This is a genomic window from Carboxylicivirga mesophila (assembly GCF_018271975.1).
GTDB lineage: Bacteria > Bacteroidota > Bacteroidia > Bacteroidales > Marinilabiliaceae > Carboxylicivirga > Carboxylicivirga mesophila.
The window spans coordinates 1-19,434 of sequence record NZ_JAGUCN010000001.1 but is presented as its reverse complement, the minus strand read 5'-3'; the positions used below and the strand labels follow the sequence as shown (position 1 = coordinate 19,434).

13 protein-coding genes are annotated in these 19,434 nt (G+C 40.7%); 4 read left to right on the top strand and 9 right to left on the bottom strand.

What is annotated here, in order from left to right:
* Positions 1-170 precede the first annotated feature (170 nt).
* From panC to radA, 4 genes are all read left to right on the top strand, one after another.
* Positions 171-1,031 carry a pantoate--beta-alanine ligase gene (gene panC, locus KEM09_RS00065; protein WP_212223528.1) on the top strand — a complete coding sequence of 287 codons (861 nt, stop codon included), beginning with the start codon at positions 171-173 and terminating at the stop codon, positions 1,029-1,031.
* A complete protein-coding gene (gene panD, locus KEM09_RS00060; protein ID WP_212192184.1) occupies positions 1,021-1,371 on the top strand; it encodes an aspartate 1-decarboxylase in 351 nt (116 codons plus the stop codon). The genes panC and panD overlap by 11 nt, the downstream gene beginning before the upstream one ends.
* A gap of 90 nt (positions 1,372-1,461) precedes the next feature.
* On the top strand, positions 1,462-1,956 hold the full coding sequence (rfaE2, locus tag KEM09_RS00055; protein ID WP_212223526.1) for a D-glycero-beta-D-manno-heptose 1-phosphate adenylyltransferase: 495 nt from the start codon (positions 1,462-1,464) through the stop codon (positions 1,954-1,956).
* Positions 1,957-1,958: 2 nt separating this feature from the next.
* Positions 1,959-3,326: a DNA repair protein RadA gene (radA, locus tag KEM09_RS00050; RefSeq protein WP_212223518.1), complete on the top strand. Its 1,368-nt coding sequence runs from the start codon at positions 1,959-1,961 to the stop codon at positions 3,324-3,326.
* Here the strand turns inward: radA and KEM09_RS00045 are convergent.
* From KEM09_RS00045 to KEM09_RS00005, 9 genes are all read right to left on the bottom strand, one after another.
* Positions 3,323-6,643 (bottom strand): hybrid sensor histidine kinase/response regulator, encoded by a 3,321-nt coding sequence (locus tag KEM09_RS00045; protein WP_212223516.1) that lies wholly within the window; start codon positions 6,641-6,643, stop codon positions 3,323-3,325. The two genes, radA and KEM09_RS00045, sit on opposite strands and share 4 nt — an antisense overlap.
* 82 nt (positions 6,644-6,725) lie before the next feature.
* Positions 6,726-8,474, bottom strand: coding sequence for a sensor histidine kinase (locus KEM09_RS00040; RefSeq protein WP_212223514.1), 1,749 nt, complete (start codon positions 8,472-8,474; stop codon positions 6,726-6,728).
* Positions 8,475-9,299 (bottom strand): alpha/beta fold hydrolase, encoded by an 825-nt coding sequence (locus KEM09_RS00035; RefSeq protein ID WP_212223512.1) that lies wholly within the window; start codon positions 9,297-9,299, stop codon positions 8,475-8,477.
* Between the two features lie 194 nt (positions 9,300-9,493).
* The gene (locus tag KEM09_RS00030) at positions 9,494-10,633 is read right to left on the bottom strand and encodes a DNA/RNA non-specific endonuclease (protein WP_212223510.1); all 1,140 of its coding nucleotides are present in this window, start codon (positions 10,631-10,633) and stop codon (positions 9,494-9,496) included.
* A 4-nt stretch (positions 10,634-10,637) separates the two neighbouring features.
* On the bottom strand, positions 10,638-11,657 hold the full coding sequence (locus KEM09_RS00025) for an endonuclease/exonuclease/phosphatase family protein (protein ID WP_212223508.1): 1,020 nt from the start codon (positions 11,655-11,657) through the stop codon (positions 10,638-10,640).
* 66 nt (positions 11,658-11,723) lie between these two features.
* Positions 11,724-13,451 carry a DUF4493 domain-containing protein gene (locus tag KEM09_RS00020; RefSeq protein ID WP_212223499.1) on the bottom strand — a complete coding sequence of 576 codons (1,728 nt, stop codon included), beginning with the start codon at positions 13,449-13,451 and terminating at the stop codon, positions 11,724-11,726.
* 37 nt (positions 13,452-13,488) lie between these two features.
* Complete coding sequence (locus KEM09_RS00015; RefSeq protein ID WP_212223497.1) at positions 13,489-15,336, bottom strand: DUF5689 domain-containing protein; 1,848 nt, start codon at positions 15,334-15,336, stop codon at positions 13,489-13,491.
* A gap of 33 nt (positions 15,337-15,369) precedes the next feature.
* The gene (locus KEM09_RS00010) at positions 15,370-18,096 is read right to left on the bottom strand and encodes a carboxypeptidase-like regulatory domain-containing protein (RefSeq protein ID WP_212223495.1); all 2,727 of its coding nucleotides are present in this window, start codon (positions 18,094-18,096) and stop codon (positions 15,370-15,372) included.
* Between the two features lie 24 nt (positions 18,097-18,120).
* Positions 18,121-19,434, bottom strand: a 1,314-nt coding sequence (locus KEM09_RS00005) for an endonuclease (protein WP_212223494.1), incomplete at its 5' end; no start/stop codon positions are given.

Below are 19,434 nucleotides of genomic sequence, written 5' to 3'. Positions count from 1 at the left end.
GATATAGGGCCTCAAACCAAACTTTTATCTTACGAAAAAGCATATTTTAACAAGGTTTTTAAGATTTCGTGAACCAAATGTGATAAGTATTTTATTACTTTGCCGAGCTATTTTCAGACACCATGACAAAATGCAAACATTAACCTGTGTGTCAATTAAATACATAAAGCATGCAAGTAGTTCATACAGTTACTGCTCTTCAGGCTCTGCTTGAAAACCACAAACAGGGAAACAAAAGTATTGGCTTTGTACCCACGATGGGGGCCTTGCACGATGGCCACTTATCATTAGTGGAACATGCGGCATCAAAGTCCGATATAGTGGTAGTAAGTATTTTTGTTAACCCAACGCAGTTTAACAACGCAAAAGATCTTGATCGCTACCCACGAGACTTAAATACCGACCTTGAGGCACTATCCTCTGTCAAATGCGATATTGTTTTTGCCCCTTCCGTTGAGGAGGTTTATCCCGAAGAAGATTCCAGGCAATTTAACTTTGGTAGTCTCGAAACTGTGATGGAAGGACGCTACAGACCAGGTCACTTTAACGGCGTGGCCCAGGTAGTGAGTCGCTTGTTTGACATGGTAAAGCCCGATAAAGCCTTTTTTGGTCTGAAAGATTTTCAGCAGCTCGCTATTATAACCGAGATGACGAAACAGCTAAAGTTGCCAGTTAAGATAGTACCTTGCGACATTGTTCGTGAAGCAGATGGACTGGCCATGAGCTCGCGTAACATGCTACTCACTGATAAGCAACGAAAAAATGCACCTGCCATTGCCCGTACTTTATTCGAATCTTGTAACTTTGCCCCTGATTTATCGGTAGAAAAGGTCAAAAAACAGGTGGAAGAAACCATTAATGCGACCGAAGGACTGGAAGTTGAGTACTTTGAAATAGTAGATGGGTATACGCTGCAGCCTGTTGACAACTGGGAAAAGAGTAACTACATTGTTGGTTGTATTGCTGTTTTTGCCGGTGAGATAAGATTGATAGATAACGTGACATACAAAAATAGGGATCATGAATGTTGAGGTTGTAAAATCAAAACTACACAACGTTTCTGTAACAGAAGCAAATCTGAATTATGTTGGAAGCATTACCATTGACGAAGACTTAATGGACGCAGCCAACATCATTGAAAATGAAAAAGTTCAGGTTGTTAACAACAATAATGGAGAGCGCCTTGAAACTTATGTAATCAAAGGCGAAAGAGGATCAGGCGTTATCTGCCTGAATGGAGCTGCAGCCCGTAAAGTGGCCGTTGGCGATGTAGTTATTATTATTACATATTGCCACATGTCTTTAGAAGAAGCCAAGCAGTTTAAACCAACATTTGTATTTCCGGATACAGCAACCAATGCACTGGTTTAAAAGCAGTTTTTAAAAATATTAAGCTAGAACCCCGGCACCTGTCGGGGTTTTGTTATTTTTATACCTTCAGTTATTATAAAAGATTAATCAATGACTCAGCTAGATGCCATTACCAATAAAATAAAAAAACGCAGCGACGCCCAGGAGATTGTATCGCATTGGAGCGCTAACGGAGACACCATTGTTTTTACCAACGGCTGTTTCGACATTGTGCACCGCGGCCATATCGATTATCTGTCGAAAGCAAAAGATAAAGGCAGCAAATTGGTGCTTGGGCTCAATACCGATGCATCAGTTCAACGCCTGAAGGGCCCGAAACGCCCTGTGGTTGATGAACAAAGCAGAGCCATATTAATGGCTGCCCTACAGTTCATCGATTTAGTCGTTTTTTTTGATGAGGATACCCCCTATGAACTAATTAAAGCTCTGCAGCCTGATGTTTTGGTCAAGGGCAGCGATTATAAAGCTGAAGACATTGTTGGCTATGACATACTCAAAGCCAAAGGTGGAAAAGTAGAAACCATTGATTTTGTCGAAGGCTTTTCTACTACCTCTATTGTTGAAAAGATTAAAACATCCATGTAGTTATGGCTAAAGCGAAAACGGTATTTGTGTGTCAGAACTGCGGCAATGAATCGCCCAAATGGGAAGGTAAATGCTATGCCTGTGGCGAATGGAATACGTTTGTTGAGGAAACCAAGATAACCGGTAAAGCCAAAAACAGTCGGCCAGGTACTGTGCTGGCTGAGCGCACAAAACCGATGCCTGTTTCAAAAGTTTCGGTTGAAGAAATGCCCCGCCTCAGTACAGGAAATGAGGAACTAAACCGTGTTTTAGGTGGCGGATTGGTGCCTGGTGCCATGGTATTAATTGGTGGCGAACCCGGTATAGGAAAATCGACACTGGTATTACAAACAGCCCTTAACCTGCCCAATGTTAAAGTACTTTATGTCTCTGGTGAAGAGAGCCCTCAACAGATAAAGCTTCGTGCCGACCGTATATCAGGGGCATCGGCTGATAATTGCCATGTGGTAAGTGAAGTATCAGTTGAGCATATTATCAAACACATCGAAAATGAGCAGCCTGACGTACTAGTGATTGACTCGGTACAAACGCTCGAAACAGAAAGGATCGAATCGGCTCCTGGCAGTGTTTCTCAGATACGTGAATGTACAGCAACCATATTGCGCGTATGCAAGGATAAACATATCCCGGTATTTCTCATTGGCCACATTACCAAAGAGGGCAGCCTGGCCGGTCCGAAGGTATTGGAGCATATGGTAGATGTGGTGTTGCAGTTTGAAGGCGATCGTCATCATATGTACCGTATATTGCGATCCATTAAAAACCGCTTTGGCTCCACCAATGAGATTGGCATCTTTGAAATGTTAGGCAGTGGCCTTCGCGAAGTGAGCAACCCTTCTGAATTACTATTGGCCACTCAGCAAAAACAGATGAGCGGCGTTGCAATTTCAGCAGCACTGGAGGGCGTTCGCCCGTTCTTAATTGAAGTGCAGGCACTGGCAAGTACAGCTGCTTATCAAAATCCACAACGCTCAGTTACTGGTTTCGACCTGAGAAGATTGAACATGCTCCTGGCTGTTCTTGAGAAACGTGCCGGGTTTAAACTGGCTCAAAAAGATGTGTTCTTAAATATTGCCGGAGGACTTAAAGTAAATGATCCGGCTATTGACCTGGCTGTCATTACATCTGTTCTCTCATCGAATATGGACATGACCATTTCGCCAGATATATGTATGACCGGAGAAGTGGGACTCTCGGGTGAAATCAGGCCAGTAACCAGATTGGATCAACGCATCGGCGAAGCTGCAAAACTAGGGTTTAAAAGCATTATTATACCTAGCTATGTGAAAGGTGTTGAGCTAAAAAAGTTTGATATACAGGTTATTAAAGCCAATAAAATAGAAGAGGCTTTTAAATATCTATTTGCTTAGTCCTCTGTAATTTTAATATTAAAGTAGAAGGTGGAACCTTTTCCTTTTTCGCTTTCTACCTTAATATTACCACCCAGCTGCTTTGCCAGGCCTTTGGTAATGGCCAGTCCCAAACCGGTTCCCCGGTAGACTTTCTCAGAATAGCCTTCCAACTTATTAAAACGGTTAAAGATATTCCCAATCTCATGCGATGGGATACCTATTCCGGTGTCTTGCACAAAGCCATACATCCTGCCATCCTGAATGGAATAGTTAAACTTTATCCACCCTTTCTCGGTAAACTTTATGGCATTATTAATAAGGTTGGTGATAATCTGGCGAAGTCGGATTCTATCGGTAAACACTTCCTGAGGCTGTTCCAATTTGTTATAGATGAACCGCACCCCCTCATTTATTTCACTGTTGCCATCAATATAATTGGAAGCAATCTTCTCAATTTCCTGAGTGATTTCAAAGTGTGTCTTTTGAATCTTAAAATCACCAGACTCAATACGTGCCAAATCCATTATATCATCAATCAAACGCATTAGCGTAACACCGTTGGATTGTATCAACTCTTTGAAATAGTCACTCTCTTCTTCCGGCACATCTACATTAATCAGTAAATCAACAAAGCCCAAAATAGCATTCATGGGTGTACGAATCTCATGACTCATATTGGCCAAAAATGCTGTTTTTAGAGCATCAGCCTTTTCAGCCTTTTCTTTTGCCAGCAGCAAGTCCCTGGTACGTTCGTTAACTTTTCGTTCTAAACTATCATTTTGTTTCTCAAGCTTTTCATAGGCTTTTGAAAGCTCCCTGGTTTTCTCTGCTACTGTTTTTTCAAGAAGTTTCCTTTTGATGCGTGCGTTTCTGTTTTTAATCAGATAAATGGCAATAACCAATGTCAGCAGAACAATCCCCACCAGCATGAAAAACCAAACAGTTCCATAAAAAGGTGGCTTTATACTGATGGTTAAAACCGTTTCATCGCTTTCCAGCTTTGAATTTGATGTGGTTGATTTTATTCTGAATGTGTAATCATCTGGTCGAAGGTTGTGAAAAGATATAGTATTTTCATTCCCAAGGTGAATCCAGTTATCATGTAGTTCGTCTATTTTATAATGAAAAACTGTTTGCTTGGGATTCCTGTATTCGAGGGTCGAATAACTTATCTCAAATAGCCTATCCTTGTGTGATAGGTTGATTCTTTTAGCCTCGCTAAGCTTTCCCTTGAATATTTCGCGACCATCCGCCAATGTCCCAAAACTAACCTGATTATTAAAAATGGATAACCCAGTGATTATAACCGGCTGAGGTTTTCGTCTTTCAATATTTATATTGGGCTCAAATACATTTAATCCGTTGATCCCACCGCATACAATGGAACCATCCCGCAATTTGGCAACCGCATTGTAATGGAACACGTTTTCCTGAAGACCATCTTCCTTGAAAAAGTTGCTAAACAAGCCTGTTTTTAAATTGTATATTGATAATCCGTTTTGCGTGGTGATCCAGAGATTATTATTTTCATCTTCCACCAGTCCAACGATTGAATTACTGGCCAACCCATCCTCAATATAATAAACGGTAAATGTTTCATTATCTGCATTCATCCTATTGAGTCCAAAATTGGTACCCACCCAATAGTCACCATTGCTATCAATCAGTTGACAAGTTACCTGGTCGCTTGAAAGGGACTGCGGATTGTTTTTATCGTTCTGGATATAGGAGAATGTGCCTGTTGCCCGATGATAAACATTAACTCCGCCTCCATAGGTTGCTATCCATATATTATGCTGTTTATCTTCAAGAAGCGACAATACGTTACTGCTATTCAAATATCTTCGCTCGTTATGTGTATTGGGGTAATGAGTAATTGTACCTGTTTGGGGATCAAACACATCTAAACCACCTCTTACAGTTCCAATCCATATCAATCCCATGGAGTCCTGGAATAAAGCCCTTACAAAATCACTGGAAATACCTTCCTCTTCACTACTCTCAGACTTTTTCAGATAGCGAAAGTCTCCGGATTGTTTATTATAAATGCTTATCCCACCAGTGTATGTACCTATCCACAATTCGCCGCTAGTTGTTTCCAGAATACTTAAACCTACATTATCACTTAGCCCATTTGTACGATAAAACTTCTCTTCGGTATTAAACTTGTTATCTGCCCTGTTAAGACCATTTTCGGTACCAATCCATATTTCCCCGTCACTGTCTTCATAGATACAATTTACACTTCTATCTGAAAGCGAACCCGGTTGATTCATTTGATGCGTAATATGAACAATACCCTCCTGATTAAGGTTACTGTAGCAGACTCCCTTATCGTAGGTACCTACCCAAAGTAAGTTATTGTCATCAATCAATATTTTGGTTAAAGCATTGGATTTAAGGCTTTCATCTATCACAGGATTATTTTGCAGATTACTAAATAATTGTGTGGCTTTATCGAAGCAGTAAAGTCCCCCTTTATCGGTAGATACCCATATTCGCCTACGCTTATCTTCAGTAATACAAACCGGAAAGTTGTTCTCCAGAAAGCTATATTGTCCTTCCTTACTTGTATAATGCACATGCGCATTATCAGATGGATTAAAGCACCATAAGCCCTGCTTTTCAGAAGCAATCCAAAGTAGTCCATCACTATCCACAAATACATTAAGAACATGTTCATCGAGCGACATCCTGGCCTCCTCATCCAATGGTTTAATTTCCCCCGTTTCAGCATGCAGCACATCTACTCCACCACCATACATACCTGCGTAAACATTATTGTTGAGCAAAGTCACCGATACCACATTGACATTACTTAATCCTTCCGCTAATGCATATATTTCAAAATGGTTTGTGATCGGGTTATACTTATTCACTCCACCTCCTGTAGCTATCCATATGTTTCCCAGTGCGTCTTCGGTTAAATCAAAAATATGATTAGAGGCAATGCTGTTTTGCAGCGAGTCATATTCATAGACACTAACGTTTCTGCGCGCTGCATCAAGACAATTAAGCCCTCCACCCATGGTGCCTATCCACAGGTTGCCCTTTGAATCTTCAAACAGGCAGTTGATGATGTTGCTACTCAACAACAGTTCATCTTCGCCATAACTATTAAAAGCCTGAATTTGATAGCCATCGTAACGGTTTAAACCATCAAAAGTACCCACCCAAATAAATCCTTTGGAGTCTTTAAGTACCGATGTCACATAATTATTAGAAAGGCCTTCATCAATATCCAGATGCTTAAATTTTAAGCCACGAACATTAGCTGTAGTACATTGCAGCACTACAGCAATCAGTATGGCTGTTATCGAAGTTTTTAAGCCCAAGAACTAATTGTTTAGAGGATTACAGACATTTAAAACTAATAAAAAATCCAATGCCATGTTCTATAATATGGCAATCAATCTATTATGACTCATTAGTTTTATTGTATGGCAACTTAAACCAAAAGGTCGATCCTTCACCAATACTTGATTCGAGGCACAATTGTCCATTCATACGTTCCACCAGATTAGAGCAAATGGCCAAACCCAATCCTGTACCACCGGCACTGCTTGTTTTAGCATCCCTGACCTGAACAAAGCGTTCAAACACCTTCTTCTGGTTTTCGGTGGCAATTCCAATGCCAGAATCGCGTACATAAAACTCCAGATAATCTTGATTATTGTATTGATAGCCTATTTCAATAAATCCTTGTTGAGTAAACTTAATGGCATTATTAATCAGGTTGGTAAACACCTGTCGAAGTCGTGTTTTATCGTTAATAATTACCGCTTCACTATCAATCAATGGCGTATGGGTTAACACATCAATATGACTTTTAGACAATTGATGGAGAATAGATATCATATTGATAGACAGTTCTGATATCAATTCATTGACATTGATGGCTTCATTGCAAATAGTAACTTGTTCGGCTTCTATTTTTGAGTAATCAACAATGTCATTAATCAGATTCAGTAAATGAAGACTGTTTTTAAAGATGATGTCTGCATATAGTTTCACTTCACCTGGCATGGATTCATCCTGATAGAGCAGCTCACTGAAACCAATAATGGCATTCATGGGCGTTCTTATCTCGTGACTCATGTTAGCTAAGAAGGCAGACTTCAGTTTTTCGGATTCCACCGCTTTATTTTTGGCCTCAATTATTTGTTTTTCGTAGGCTTGTCGTTCGCTTACGTCACGGGCAATCGCCAATACCATTTGCTTATTATCCAGTTTTATGCGCCTAAAATGCAGCTCAAGCGGAATAAGGCCTATCCTGGTGTTGAATGATGCTTCCAGAATACCACTTTGCCGGGCAAAATCTTTCTCAAATACCTTTCGCTCTTTAGGTGTGTAGGTATCTGCTAACAGAGAAAACAGGTTGAGGGATTGTAAATCGTCTTTATTGTAGCCCGTCATCTTCAGCACCGCGTCATTCATCTCCTTACAGCCTAAAACCTTTCCTTTATTATCAATTTCCCACAAAAAAATAGCATCAGTAGCCATATCAAACAGCTGACGGTACTTCTCCTCACTTTGCTTAAATAAGTTGGTACGTTCTTCAACGCGTTTCTCCAGTTCCTTATTGAGCTGTCTTAGCTCTTTCATTAAACTGATTCGGTCCCATTTATCTGTAACTATCCGGATTATCTGATAAAAAGGCAACAAATCATTCTTTAGTGGCCCTGATGGCTTGCCATCGCAAACAAAAATAAACACCCCATGATTCAAGGCCCGTGTTTGAAAGGTAATGGCCAGCATCTCACCCGGGTGAAAAGCACTTTTAGAGTCGAATGTCACCAAACCTGGGTTTTGAATTAAATTTGTCCGGAATATAGATTGAGTATTCAGCTCTTTTAATAATTCACCTGATATGGAAACGGTACTGAGGCAAGGCTCATTTGTATAGAAGGAGCAATATTGAGCCAAACAATTATAGCTAGTCTCACTAAACTCAAAGCAAGCACAATATGGGATATCTTTAAGCACCGATATTTTCTCCAGGACGGCAGTCAAAAGCCTTCCTTCATCGGTTATCTCATCGAAGCTTTCGTTGATAAGGTTAATTAGCAACATCTCTTCAACCTGATCAGAAAGGGAATTATTCTCTTCCTCCAGTTCTTTAATGCGAAGCTCTAAGCGCCTTAATATTTCCTTATCCGCTGCCATTTATACAGATATAAATTCATCAATATACCTGGCAATCACAGCTGGTTCATCTTCCTGAATGAAATGCCCGCCTGTAGCAACAACCTTTAGCTGGCTTCCCTTAATACTTTGGTGCAGTTTCTCTGCAATTTGTTTGCTCAGGTACACATCCTTATCACCACGTATTATCAAAACAGGTATTTGCAGGTGCTCAATGTCGTCAACAATCTCTATTAAGTCTCTATTATCCAGGCAATGCGCAAAGTGCAGGAAAGCCTTGCGACCAGCACTTGTTTTCATGGGATACCAGAAATAGTTCATCAGTTCATTAGTGAGTCTTTCTCTGTAATACAGGCCTCGTTTGACTATAAAACGAAAGGCTCCCAGATCGAGTGAAGCCATGGCCAGCTGCCTGATGATCGGCGTTCGCATTGAAATAATTGGCTGAACCGGCCAAAAATCGTAGGCAACTGTATTAATTACCGTCAGACTTAATGCCACCTCTGCGTGGCTGACCGCCATAATCTGACAAATACCTCCGCCCACATCGTGACCTACAAGATGCACTTTGTTAATATGCAGAGCTTCCAGTAGCTCAGCGAGGATTTTAGCATGATTCTTAAGTGAAAACGCAACATCAATAGATTTAGCTGAATCACCACACCCCAATAAATCAACAATAATCAGTTCGTAGCGATTTTCAAGAAATGGCACCACTCTTTGCCAAATAAATGAATAGGTGGTAATGCCATGCACCAACAGTAATGGTTCACCATTACCAATGCGGTAGTATACCAGTTCATGATTTTGAATGATAATACTATGGCGGTTTTTCTTATTGAGCATTTTATCTGTTTTGTCCCCAATAAGTTAAAAAGTATTTTATGAAAAAGCCACCCTGTTTTGGAGTGGCTGTGATATTGTTTGGTAAAGAGATTATACAGATTACTATTCAAAATCGGCCTTTAGTTCGTTTCACTCTTAAAGATACGATGAGTATTTCTCGGCATATACCAGCGCATTGTTGTATTTAAATGGTATTACATGCCTCCCCAAAGCGACTTATCGAGCCTGGATTCAATATCATTTTCGATGTCATCAGGCAAGTTTGGAAAAAAGTTAATACCTGTCTTACTCTCAAGGTCGTCGATGCTAATGGCAAAATCATTAACCATAATACTTCCTGCATCTTGGTCTTTTGTGTGCTCTATCCAAAAAGCCAGACCGGTATATTTCTTATTCTTATAATTCACCAAAGCCATGTAATAATATTTGGGCACCGGCACATAAGTTCCTGCCGAAGTGTATCCAATCACCTTATCAAGCGTGCCTCCTTTGACCACATACAAGGTGTCTCTGAATGATGCACTACGCCCCCAGTTTCTAAGTACTTCTTCAAATTTTGTCCAGATATTTCGGTTAAAATGACCATACATAGGCGTCATATTGGAATAGTAGAAAGTCTGCTCGTTGGCTTCGCGGCTATATACCCGATCTGAGGAAGCGACAATATGTCCCCGATCATAACCATAAAAATCAGAGCGTTGCGAGCGATACTCCTGAGGCACTTTAGGATCATCACCCCAGGCATCTGTGCGGTTTACATTATTGCCCGCCGTTTCGTTGTAATAGGTAAAAGCTACCCACTTGGCGTGCCGCTTCGACTTACTGTACTCCAAGCTGAAGTTGGTTATATTTTTACCTTTATAATCGGTAGAATGAGTTATAAACAATGCATCATCACCGCCTGACAACTCGGGTATTTCGATGCGCTTTGAAATATCGCCTAAACCAGTATTTCCTCCGTTACCGGTATTTGAATCATCAACACCACTCTGAACAAGGTATAAATAATCCGTTACATCGCGGGTTGCTATTTTAATATTCTCACCCCGCTTACTGCCACTGTTGGCATCTACGGTTATCGTAACAACTGCATCTCCATCACCATATCGCAACGAGCTTGATAGCCAATCAGCATTTTCTTCTACTGTCCAGCCTGAGCTTGTTTTAATGTGTAATTCGTATTGCCCGCCGTTAACCGGAATTTCGCCCACATCGGGTACCAATTCAAAGGACAAGTCGCCTGATGATTCTTCATCGGAACAAGCCATTAGAAAACAAGAGCAAACCAGTGCCAACGCTACTAATTTGAGATATGGTTTGAGTACAACAGGCATGTGCTTATAGTTCTTTAGCAATGTAGGTAATTACCGGCAAGTGGTCACTATAACCGTTCAGATAGATACCTTTGGAGTGTGTTCGTTTAGGGTACCCTTTAAACTGACCTTCCTGATTAATCAGAAAAGCCTTATTAAAAATTTCCGACTTCCAATAAAATAGTTTCTTTTTATCAGCATCGATAAGGCCTTTGCTCATCAAGATCTGGTCAAATAGGCTCCAGCTTCCTTTGTAGCCCAGAGTTCCTATTCCCTGCGCATAGAAATCCCAATATGGATTATACATCTCATCGTTCTGGACTTCTGACTTTTTTCGTTTGCCTTTGAGCACCTTTTTAATGCTGTTATTGGTCGGATCATCGTTAAAATCACCCATAACAAATATTTTGGCCGAAGCATCATCATGTAGCAAGGAATCAACAATTGCACGAGTTACTGCAGCAGCCTGCTCACGCCGGATAGATTTGGCTCTGCGCGATGGCCAGTGGTTAACAATCACGTGCACTTTTTCACCAGATATATGCCCTGTAACTAACAGCTGATCGCGGGTCTTGTATTTCGTATCTTCGTCCAATTCAAATGGATAGGTTTTATGCGACTCAAGTGTAAATATGGCAGGATTATATATTAATGCCACATCTATACCTCGGTAATCGGGTGACTCCTCATGTACTATCTGGTAATTTTTATCAGCAAAGTTGCCATAAGCCACCAAATCTTCCAGCACTTTTCGGTTCTCCACCTCAGCCAAACCCACAACAGCCGGTCCCTGCGGACAATACTTGCCCCCCAATTGATTGAGGACAGTGGAAATATTTTTCAGCTTATTCTCGTACTTCATTTCATTCCAATGATAGCCACCATCCGGTGTAAATTCCTCATCATTGGTATCATCAGAATTAACCGTATCGAATAAGTTCTCAACGTTGTAAAATGCCATACCATAAACAGCATATTTCTTGTCCTGAGCATTAACACCAATGTATAGGACTAAAAGTATTAGAAGTATAAACTTAGCTCTCATTGAATAATATAATTAAAAGAGGCAACCCAAAATTCTGGATTACCTCTTTAGGATATAAATGAATAATTATTGCGTTACTTTGAAATCATCTATAAACACTCGCTGAGTTACAGGATTTCCATTGTACTCACGCGTAGTTGTTTTAACAGTAATAACCGAATTAGCCTGACCACCGGTAAAATCTACAGATGCATCAACCATTTCTCCTGTTTTACCAGTACTGGTAAATGCTACTGTTTTCTCTTCACCACCAACTTCGATAATTACAGAGTTATCTTCGGTGTACCACCCACGTATTTTAAACGAAACAGTAAAAGCACCACCATTCCCAGATAGATCCAACGCTTTTGTTACCATTGACCCCGGACTTGAACTTGAGCCAAGCTTAACACTACCAGCCGCATGATAAACTCTATCGGTGGAAGTAAAATTAACTCCTCCATCCCAAATCGTACCACTCGCATCTACAGCTGTTCCTCCGGATGCCGTAGCAAAATCTTCAACTAAGACTTCTGAACCTGTAGAACCACCAGTGTCACCACCTGTATCGCCACCAGTATCACCTGAACCATCTGGGTTAAATCCAAAATGGAAATTATCCATACGGAAAGTAGTAGCCGCACCAACATATTTAAAGGCAATATACTGTGTTCCTGAATAGCTTGATAAATCAATTGTTCCAGAAGGAATCCAGGCATGATTTGCGTCTGATTCTTGTGCCAAAGTTGCTGTTAACACCTCCTTATTAGCTGTACTTGGATCTGCTCCATCCATTATAAACACCTCCAATGTAGTTGAAGCACCCCAATAAGCTTTGGCAGTTTCAAACTTTAAGTTTTTATAGGTTGCAGCTGTTACATCAATCGCCGGAGATATTAACCATGATTCATATTCACCTGCTGAACCCTGATAGCCAGACATCTGAGCATATGTTTCAGAATTATAAACTTTGGTTACCCAGGCACGATCGGCTCCGTTATCCCTATTATATACAGTCCAACCATTAATGGCTGCACTACCCAAATCAGTACCAGTTGACCAATCCTCAGTCAACTCACCTACTGGTGCAGTTGTTCCCCCACCAGTACCAATCACAAATACCTCTTCACGCTCTGTCACATCAGTATCAACAGTAATTGTAACAGTTAAAGTGCCCGAACCTGCATCCGATGCCACTGGTTTAATTGTTACTAATTCACGTGCATTAAGTGTAATGGTCTTTGAGAATGTTGCAGCATTTGGCGCAGTTCCAATGGTAATATCAATTGTTACATCACCTGCTGCAAAATAACCTGTTCTGGTTTCTGTTTTAGGATAATCCAATGATGCATCAGCTATTGTTACCTTTGCTGCATACTCCGAAAAAGAGGCTTTAAATTCATCTGTCCATAAGAACTTAACACCTGCATTGGTTTGCGTACAATTAATGGCGGCTGCTCTGTTCTGACCTGGTACCACATCTACCAATACACTACCTCCATACACAGGTTTATCAAATGCTGGTGTGGTAAACTCTTCTGAATAGGCTTCAACAGTGTAAGACCCTGCCATCAGCTCAATTTGGTCTGGAGCACTTGATACGGGATTGTATTCCTTCACTACTGCATCCTGTCCATTTATAATTTTCGCAACAAAACTATTTGGATCAACAGCAGCTGTTGATTTCAGAGTGACCGCAGAATTATATCCGCACTTAATTTCCAGTGTTCCTGTTTCAGATACATCTTCCTTGATGTTTGAACAGCTCGATAACACCGCCAGGCCCAGTGCCATCATGAGCAATTTTGTTTTCATTTTCATTAGGTCTAATTGTTAGTTAAAATGTTTTTAGTTATTCGGTTACTCCAAACTTAAAATTGTCAATCCTAAACGTGGTAGAGTTACCCGCACCTCCTTTGGCCACATACTTAAAACCGATGTATTTAATCCCTGTTTGTGCCGCTAAGTCCACATCTCCTGATGGGTAATAGGTGTTATCCGCATCATTTTCTTCTGCTATTTTTGCAGTTACTTTTTCAACTGTAGCCGTTGCCGGGTCAGCACTATCCATTACAAATACTTCTAATGATGAGGTACTTTTCCAATAAGCTTTAGCTGTTTCAAACGACATGGTTTTGTTCGTTGCATTATCCATATCAATGGCTGGGGTGATTAACCAATATTCATAATCTGCGGCCGCACCATTGTGAGCCGAAGCTTGTGCATAGTTATTATCATTATAGGTACGGATTTGCCAATCGCGGTCGCCTTGCACCTTGGCCACTGTCCAGTTATTAATGGCTGCCGAACCATAATCAGTACCACTTTCAAAGTCTTCACTAATGGTTGTAACAGGATCAGGGTCTTCAACCGGTGTTGACTCTACACCAAATTTGAAGTTATCGATGCGGAACGTAGTTGAGTTGTTGGCTCCGCCTTTAGCCACGTATTTAAAGCCTATGTATTTGATGCCAGTTTGAGCTGACAAATCAACGTCTCCACTTGGAATAAATGCATTATCACTATCGCCTTCCTGAGCTACAGTAACTTCTAGTTTGGTCTTGTTAGCATTCACAACCTCTTTACTATCCAATATGTAAACTTCCAATGAAGATGTAGCATTCCAATAAGCTTTTGCCGTTTCAAACGACATCGTCTTGTTTGTGGCGTTATCAAAATCAATTGGAGGCGTCAATAACCAGTATTCATAATCGTCTGCTGTACCATTATGCGCCGATGCCTGTGCATAATTATTTTCTGAGAAGGTTCTAATCTGCCAGTCGCGGTCGCCCAATACCTTAACTACCGACCAACCATTAATAGATGCCACATCATAATCTGCAGCACTTTCAAAATCTTCATCAACAGTGGTAACCGGTGTATCCGGATCGGGCGTAGGAGTTGTTCCATCGTCCACAAATGTGCCGATATCCAGTGTATCACGAATGACCAGCTGCCAGGTTCCACGATAGTTTGACATGATACCAGTTAAACTACCCCACCCTACTGGCAAAGTCTTGTTGGCAAAATTGGCATACTTACTGGTGTAGGCTATTATTTGTTTGCCATCTGCATCAACAATTGTTCGTGATGTTGAGTTTTGAGATTCATCAGCAAAAGTTACTTGCCCTCCTTGTGAAAACTTAACATTCTCGAAAGTCACCAATTTATCTTTCATGGTATTCTCCAGATCCGCAATATTCACCAACTGAGGTAGTGGCTTGTCACCCGGAAAATCGTGTCTGAAGACATGACGCTCAAATATTTCGGCCGGCATGCGTCCAACTGTCCATTCACCATTGCTCTGGTATTTATAACCAATCAATTGCTTATCGCCATATTTACCAGTATATAAACCTTCACATTCAACAAACACTTTTTGCCCAACACGAAAGGTGTTATAGATACTGTTTTTGTCAATTGATAATTCAATGGCTTGTTCATCATCCTGTATAATCATTTTCTTATACAGATTACCCGACTCATCGTTAGCTGTAACAATACCACTTATCACTACATGAAAATCAATTTCCTGGTAGTCGCCTGTAAACTGCTCTTTAAATTGTTTTATTGTATGAGTTGCTTGCCCATTATATTCCGGAGCTGTAATTGGAGGCACATCATAATCCCTTTCATCACACCCTGTAAACACTGCCAGCATCAGTGCTAATGCGAATAAGCTATAATTTCTAAGTTTCATATGTTTGTATTTTCTTGTTCTGATTTGGATATATTAAAAACGGTAGCCCAGGTTTACAAAGAAGTTCAAACCTTGCGCATAATAATAACGTGGCGGAAATTTATTGACATTATACTCTTCAAAATCGAAGCGCCCCTGTTCAAAACCACCTGTTCGCATATCAGTATTGTTCAGCACATTCTGAACCATTACATTAATGCTTAGACTGTTATTATTCTCAAAATAGATAAGTTTTCCTAAAGAAAGGTCTAATGTGAATTTACTTCCCAGCTCTTCCTGTTCTGTAATCTCTCTCAGTTTAGCATCAATTTCTTCATCGGTCATGCCATCAGTTGGGAACTGAACAGCAGCTTCGGTTCTTCTGGTTGGTGACACATCCAGATAGGTTTTATCGTAGAAGTTACCATTGATATTAAAAAACCACATTTTTGGATGGAAATAATCCAGACCTAAACTTCCGGCAATACTAGGTGTACCAGCCACATGGAAGTTCTTTAAGTAAATCGTTTCAGTGATATCTGGTTGGCTTCCGTTATCAAAACTAAATGTTGCTTCAGGACGATTAGTGTAACGGTAATCACCCACATTACCTATAGCAGTTAATGTGATCTGGTCCGTCACTTTTGCTTCTGCACCAAATTCAACACCCCGATATTCTTTTTGAATCCCTGTCATGGCTACATTCATAAATGTACGAAAGGCATCGTGATAATAATTATCAATCTCAATCTGGTTATCAAGCAATGTATAATACCCTGTCACACGACCTTTAAATCGTGGCAAATTCATGATATAACCAATATCACCTGATTGAATAATCCCGTTTTCCATACCTGGCACCTGATTATCTTTAATGCGTGGAGACAAGTAGGCATTGTAAGGCACTGGAGCTCGAGTTTCATAAGCCGCATTAAATGCCAGAATATGGCGTCCGCTTAGCTTGTATTTACCTCCCGCTTTAAGGGCAATATCACCAAACCGATGTTCTTTTCCTTTACCGTATGAATTAAGAGGAGCACGGCCGTTACGCATATTTCCTTCGCGGTAAAAGCCGGTATAGGTTAGTTTTGCTCCATAATACACATCCCAGTTTGAGAAGCTATGGTCATTGCGAAACCAGGCATTGGCCGAAGTGACATGCATCTCATAATCGTAACCAAAGGTATCGTCCTCTGTCACTTTACGATTAGGGTTATTCAGGTCGTTCTGTAATTTGTATGAATCACCACTAAAATCACGTTCTGCAAATTGGTCAATGTCCAACCAGTGTGAACCACCTAAAAGGTCCTCAACGGTTTTGTAGTGCATCCCTATGGTTCGGCGAGCTTCAACACCCCCAACCAGCTTAAAACGTTCATTGATAGCTGTTGAAAATGTTGAGTTGAAGGTAAACTCCATATAATCGTTATTTCTACCTTCAACCATATAGCTGGCACCTTTGTCGGTTCCATATCTATCATTTTCATTGTTGTTCAAGCGGTTGACTTCATACATCCTATCCCAGTTAATCTGACGCATCGTTACATCATTCCTCCAAAGGCTATCGTACATCGCCACTATCTCAGGATTTTCCTGATAACTTGGCAGGTAGCGATAATAATCAGGACGAGGATCTTCAGCTTTGTACCAGTTAAGTGCTGTTTTCTTATACATACTGTAACGAGCTGCCACACCGGTTGTCAGTTTGCTTTGCTCACCAATATTCCACTCATGCGATAAAATAGCTACTGGTTCATAAGACTTTGTCTCGCGTGCATTGCGTTTCTTCCCATTCTGATAACCCCAGTTGGGATTGTACAGGTTGTCGCCGGTTATATCATATACTTCCTGAAACGAAGCACTTGAACTACCTCGCTGGCTGGGTGCACCAAAAGTTGTAAATGAAATACTGTGCCTGTCATTCAGCACTTTCTCAACAGCCAACATATAAGACCAGGCATCATAGAATGTTCCATCAATGTAACCTTCTTTAGCATAACGACGCGAGCCAGAAACTGTAAATGCCCAGCCATTATCCATCAATCCGGTTGAATAGGTGCCAATTACCCTATAATTGTATGACCGATTGGTGTAACTGGCACTAATACGTCCGCCACGTGCATAGTTGCGTGCCTTCATATTAATATTTGTTGCACCACCAATATTACCAAAGCTAAATGAACCCATTTCAAGCCCATTAACTACATCTTTGTTTTTAACCACATCATTCAGGCCACCAACACTTCCGTAAAAGAAGCGTCCACGCTCGGCACTATTAAAATTGACCCCATTGATAAATGTTGAAGTGTATTCCTGGTCATATCCCCTTACACGAAAACGCATAGGACTAAATGTGAAACCTACATTACTGAGATATACATCATCAGATGAGACCAAAAGACCAGAAATGACCTGGTCGTTATCATCCTCAATATTAATCTCATCTTCGCCAATAAAGAAAGCATTGACATAGGTAGTAGCTGGTTCAACTTTTATCTTGCCCAGATCAAATATGCTGGAAGAAGGAACCTGAACTTCAAGGGTGAAGGTTTGTATAGTTGAAGAAGAAACAATTAAGGTTTCTGCACCAGCTGTTCCTTTTATTTCAAAGGCACCATTCTGATCACTCGTGCATGAAACATTACTTTGTTGTAGAGTGATTGTAGCTCCTTGTACAGCATTTCCGGTTTCAGCGTTAACGATGACTCCTTTTAAACCACCATTTTGCGCTGCCAACGAAAGGCTGATACAACATAGAGCTATTAATGAAAGTAGCTTCATAAGTTGATTGATTTTTTCTCTGATTTAGTTAACTGATAAGGTTAATTCAGCCGCTTGAACTGCGACCCCACTTTTAAGTTTTTGGATTGACTTCAACTGTCCCCATATTTTATCTATAAACTCCGGATGATCGACATATGGATTACGGTTGTTTTGAAAGTCCTGAATGTGCTCATTTCGCTCTCTTTCCTTATCACTCACCGGATCATTCGCACTCCAGTCCAAAAGCATAGTAATAGCCCATTGGTCCAACCCATAAGCATCAGAGCTAAACATTACACTATTCCATCCGGCCACTCTATCATCATAACGCGTTACAAAATAAAAGTAGATGCGGGCAAAATCACCTTTATACTCATCGATGGGTTCAAATACAGTTCCTGAATATCCCAAACCGTTGCGAGCAGAACCCACAACACAGCCGTTATCCGATGTCCAGGTAACACTTCCTACTTCTCCAAAAGGATAATTGCTTCGCTTACTATTGACATATCCATCGGTAGGCACCAGGTGAACCATGTCGGTGTACATTGGTGCAGCATCATTAAACCAGCTTTTAGGCACAGAATGCTCACGGTTGTAACAATCACCTTCGCCAGAATAGTTACCGCACTGATCTCCTCCTGGGTAGTAAACATATGTTTCGGGGCCGGTTGGATTATCAGAATACATATCCCAGATAGTTCCATCGGTTCTTATATCCGAGACTTTGTAGATCTCCCACAAGTCAGCATATGAACGTTCGTTATATCCAGCAGAAATGATATCGCCTAAAGTAGCCTTTAACTCAAGACCTGTTTTATTTGAGGCCTGGGCATAATAACCGGTATAGGTAGCATCTTCACTTGTCTGAAATTTTATTGTCAATGCGGTACCTGCTGCAATGGACGGATTACCCGCTTCCAGTACATTTTCTTCCGTTTGAATAATCCCATCAGCATCGGTATAGGTAAGAACCACAGAAATTGGTCCTTCTACAAAATAACCAAAACGAGTTTCTGAACCACTGTAACTTAAGGAGCCATGTTCACTACTGATGACTGTCGAATAATTAGTGTTGACAGTTTTAAAATCATCGGCATAAACCACCTTTACCCCAAAGTTTGATTGTGTAAGTGTTAGGCTTAATGATGTTGTATTTTGATCAGTAACCGTGAAGTTTTGCGTACCGCCATATAAAGGCTGATCAAATGCGGGAGTTGTTATCTCCGATAGTACTTCAGCAGTATAATCACCGCCAGGTAATTCTATTTGACCAGGCAGGTTTTGTAAATCAGTAAATTCGCTTACAACTGTACCCTCGGCGTCACTGATTTGCATCAAATGATTATCCAACAC

Bases quoted from the DNA above. Each gene is read 5' to 3' on its own strand.
- KEM09_RS00020 (WP_212223499.1), bottom strand. From the start codon at position 13,451: ATGAAAACAAAATTGCTCATGATGGCACTGGGCCTGGCGGTGTTATCG.
- KEM09_RS00030 (WP_212223510.1), bottom strand. From the start codon at position 10,633: ATGCCTGTTGTACTCAAACCATATCTCAAATTAGTAGCGTTGGCACTG.
- panD (WP_212192184.1), top strand. From the start codon at position 1,021: ATGAATGTTGAGGTTGTAAAATCAAAACTACACAACGTTTCTGTAACA.
- panC (WP_212223528.1), top strand. From the start codon at position 171: ATGCAAGTAGTTCATACAGTTACTGCTCTTCAGGCTCTGCTTGAAAAC.
- KEM09_RS00035 (WP_212223512.1), bottom strand. From the start codon at position 9,299: ATGCTCAATAAGAAAAACCGCCATAGTATTATCATTCAAAATCATGAA.
- radA (WP_212223518.1), top strand. From the start codon at position 1,959: ATGGCTAAAGCGAAAACGGTATTTGTGTGTCAGAACTGCGGCAATGAA.
- KEM09_RS00010 (WP_212223495.1), bottom strand. From the start codon at position 18,096: ATGAAGCTACTTTCATTAATAGCTCTATGTTGTATCAGCCTTTCGTTG.
- KEM09_RS00040 (WP_212223514.1), bottom strand. From the start codon at position 8,474: ATGGCAGCGGATAAGGAAATATTAAGGCGCTTAGAGCTTCGCATTAAA.
- KEM09_RS00015 (WP_212223497.1), bottom strand. From the start codon at position 15,336: ATGAAACTTAGAAATTATAGCTTATTCGCATTAGCACTGATGCTGGCA.
- rfaE2 (WP_212223526.1), top strand. From the start codon at position 1,462: ATGACTCAGCTAGATGCCATTACCAATAAAATAAAAAAACGCAGCGAC.
- KEM09_RS00025 (WP_212223508.1), bottom strand. From the start codon at position 11,657: ATGAGAGCTAAGTTTATACTTCTAATACTTTTAGTCCTATACATTGGT.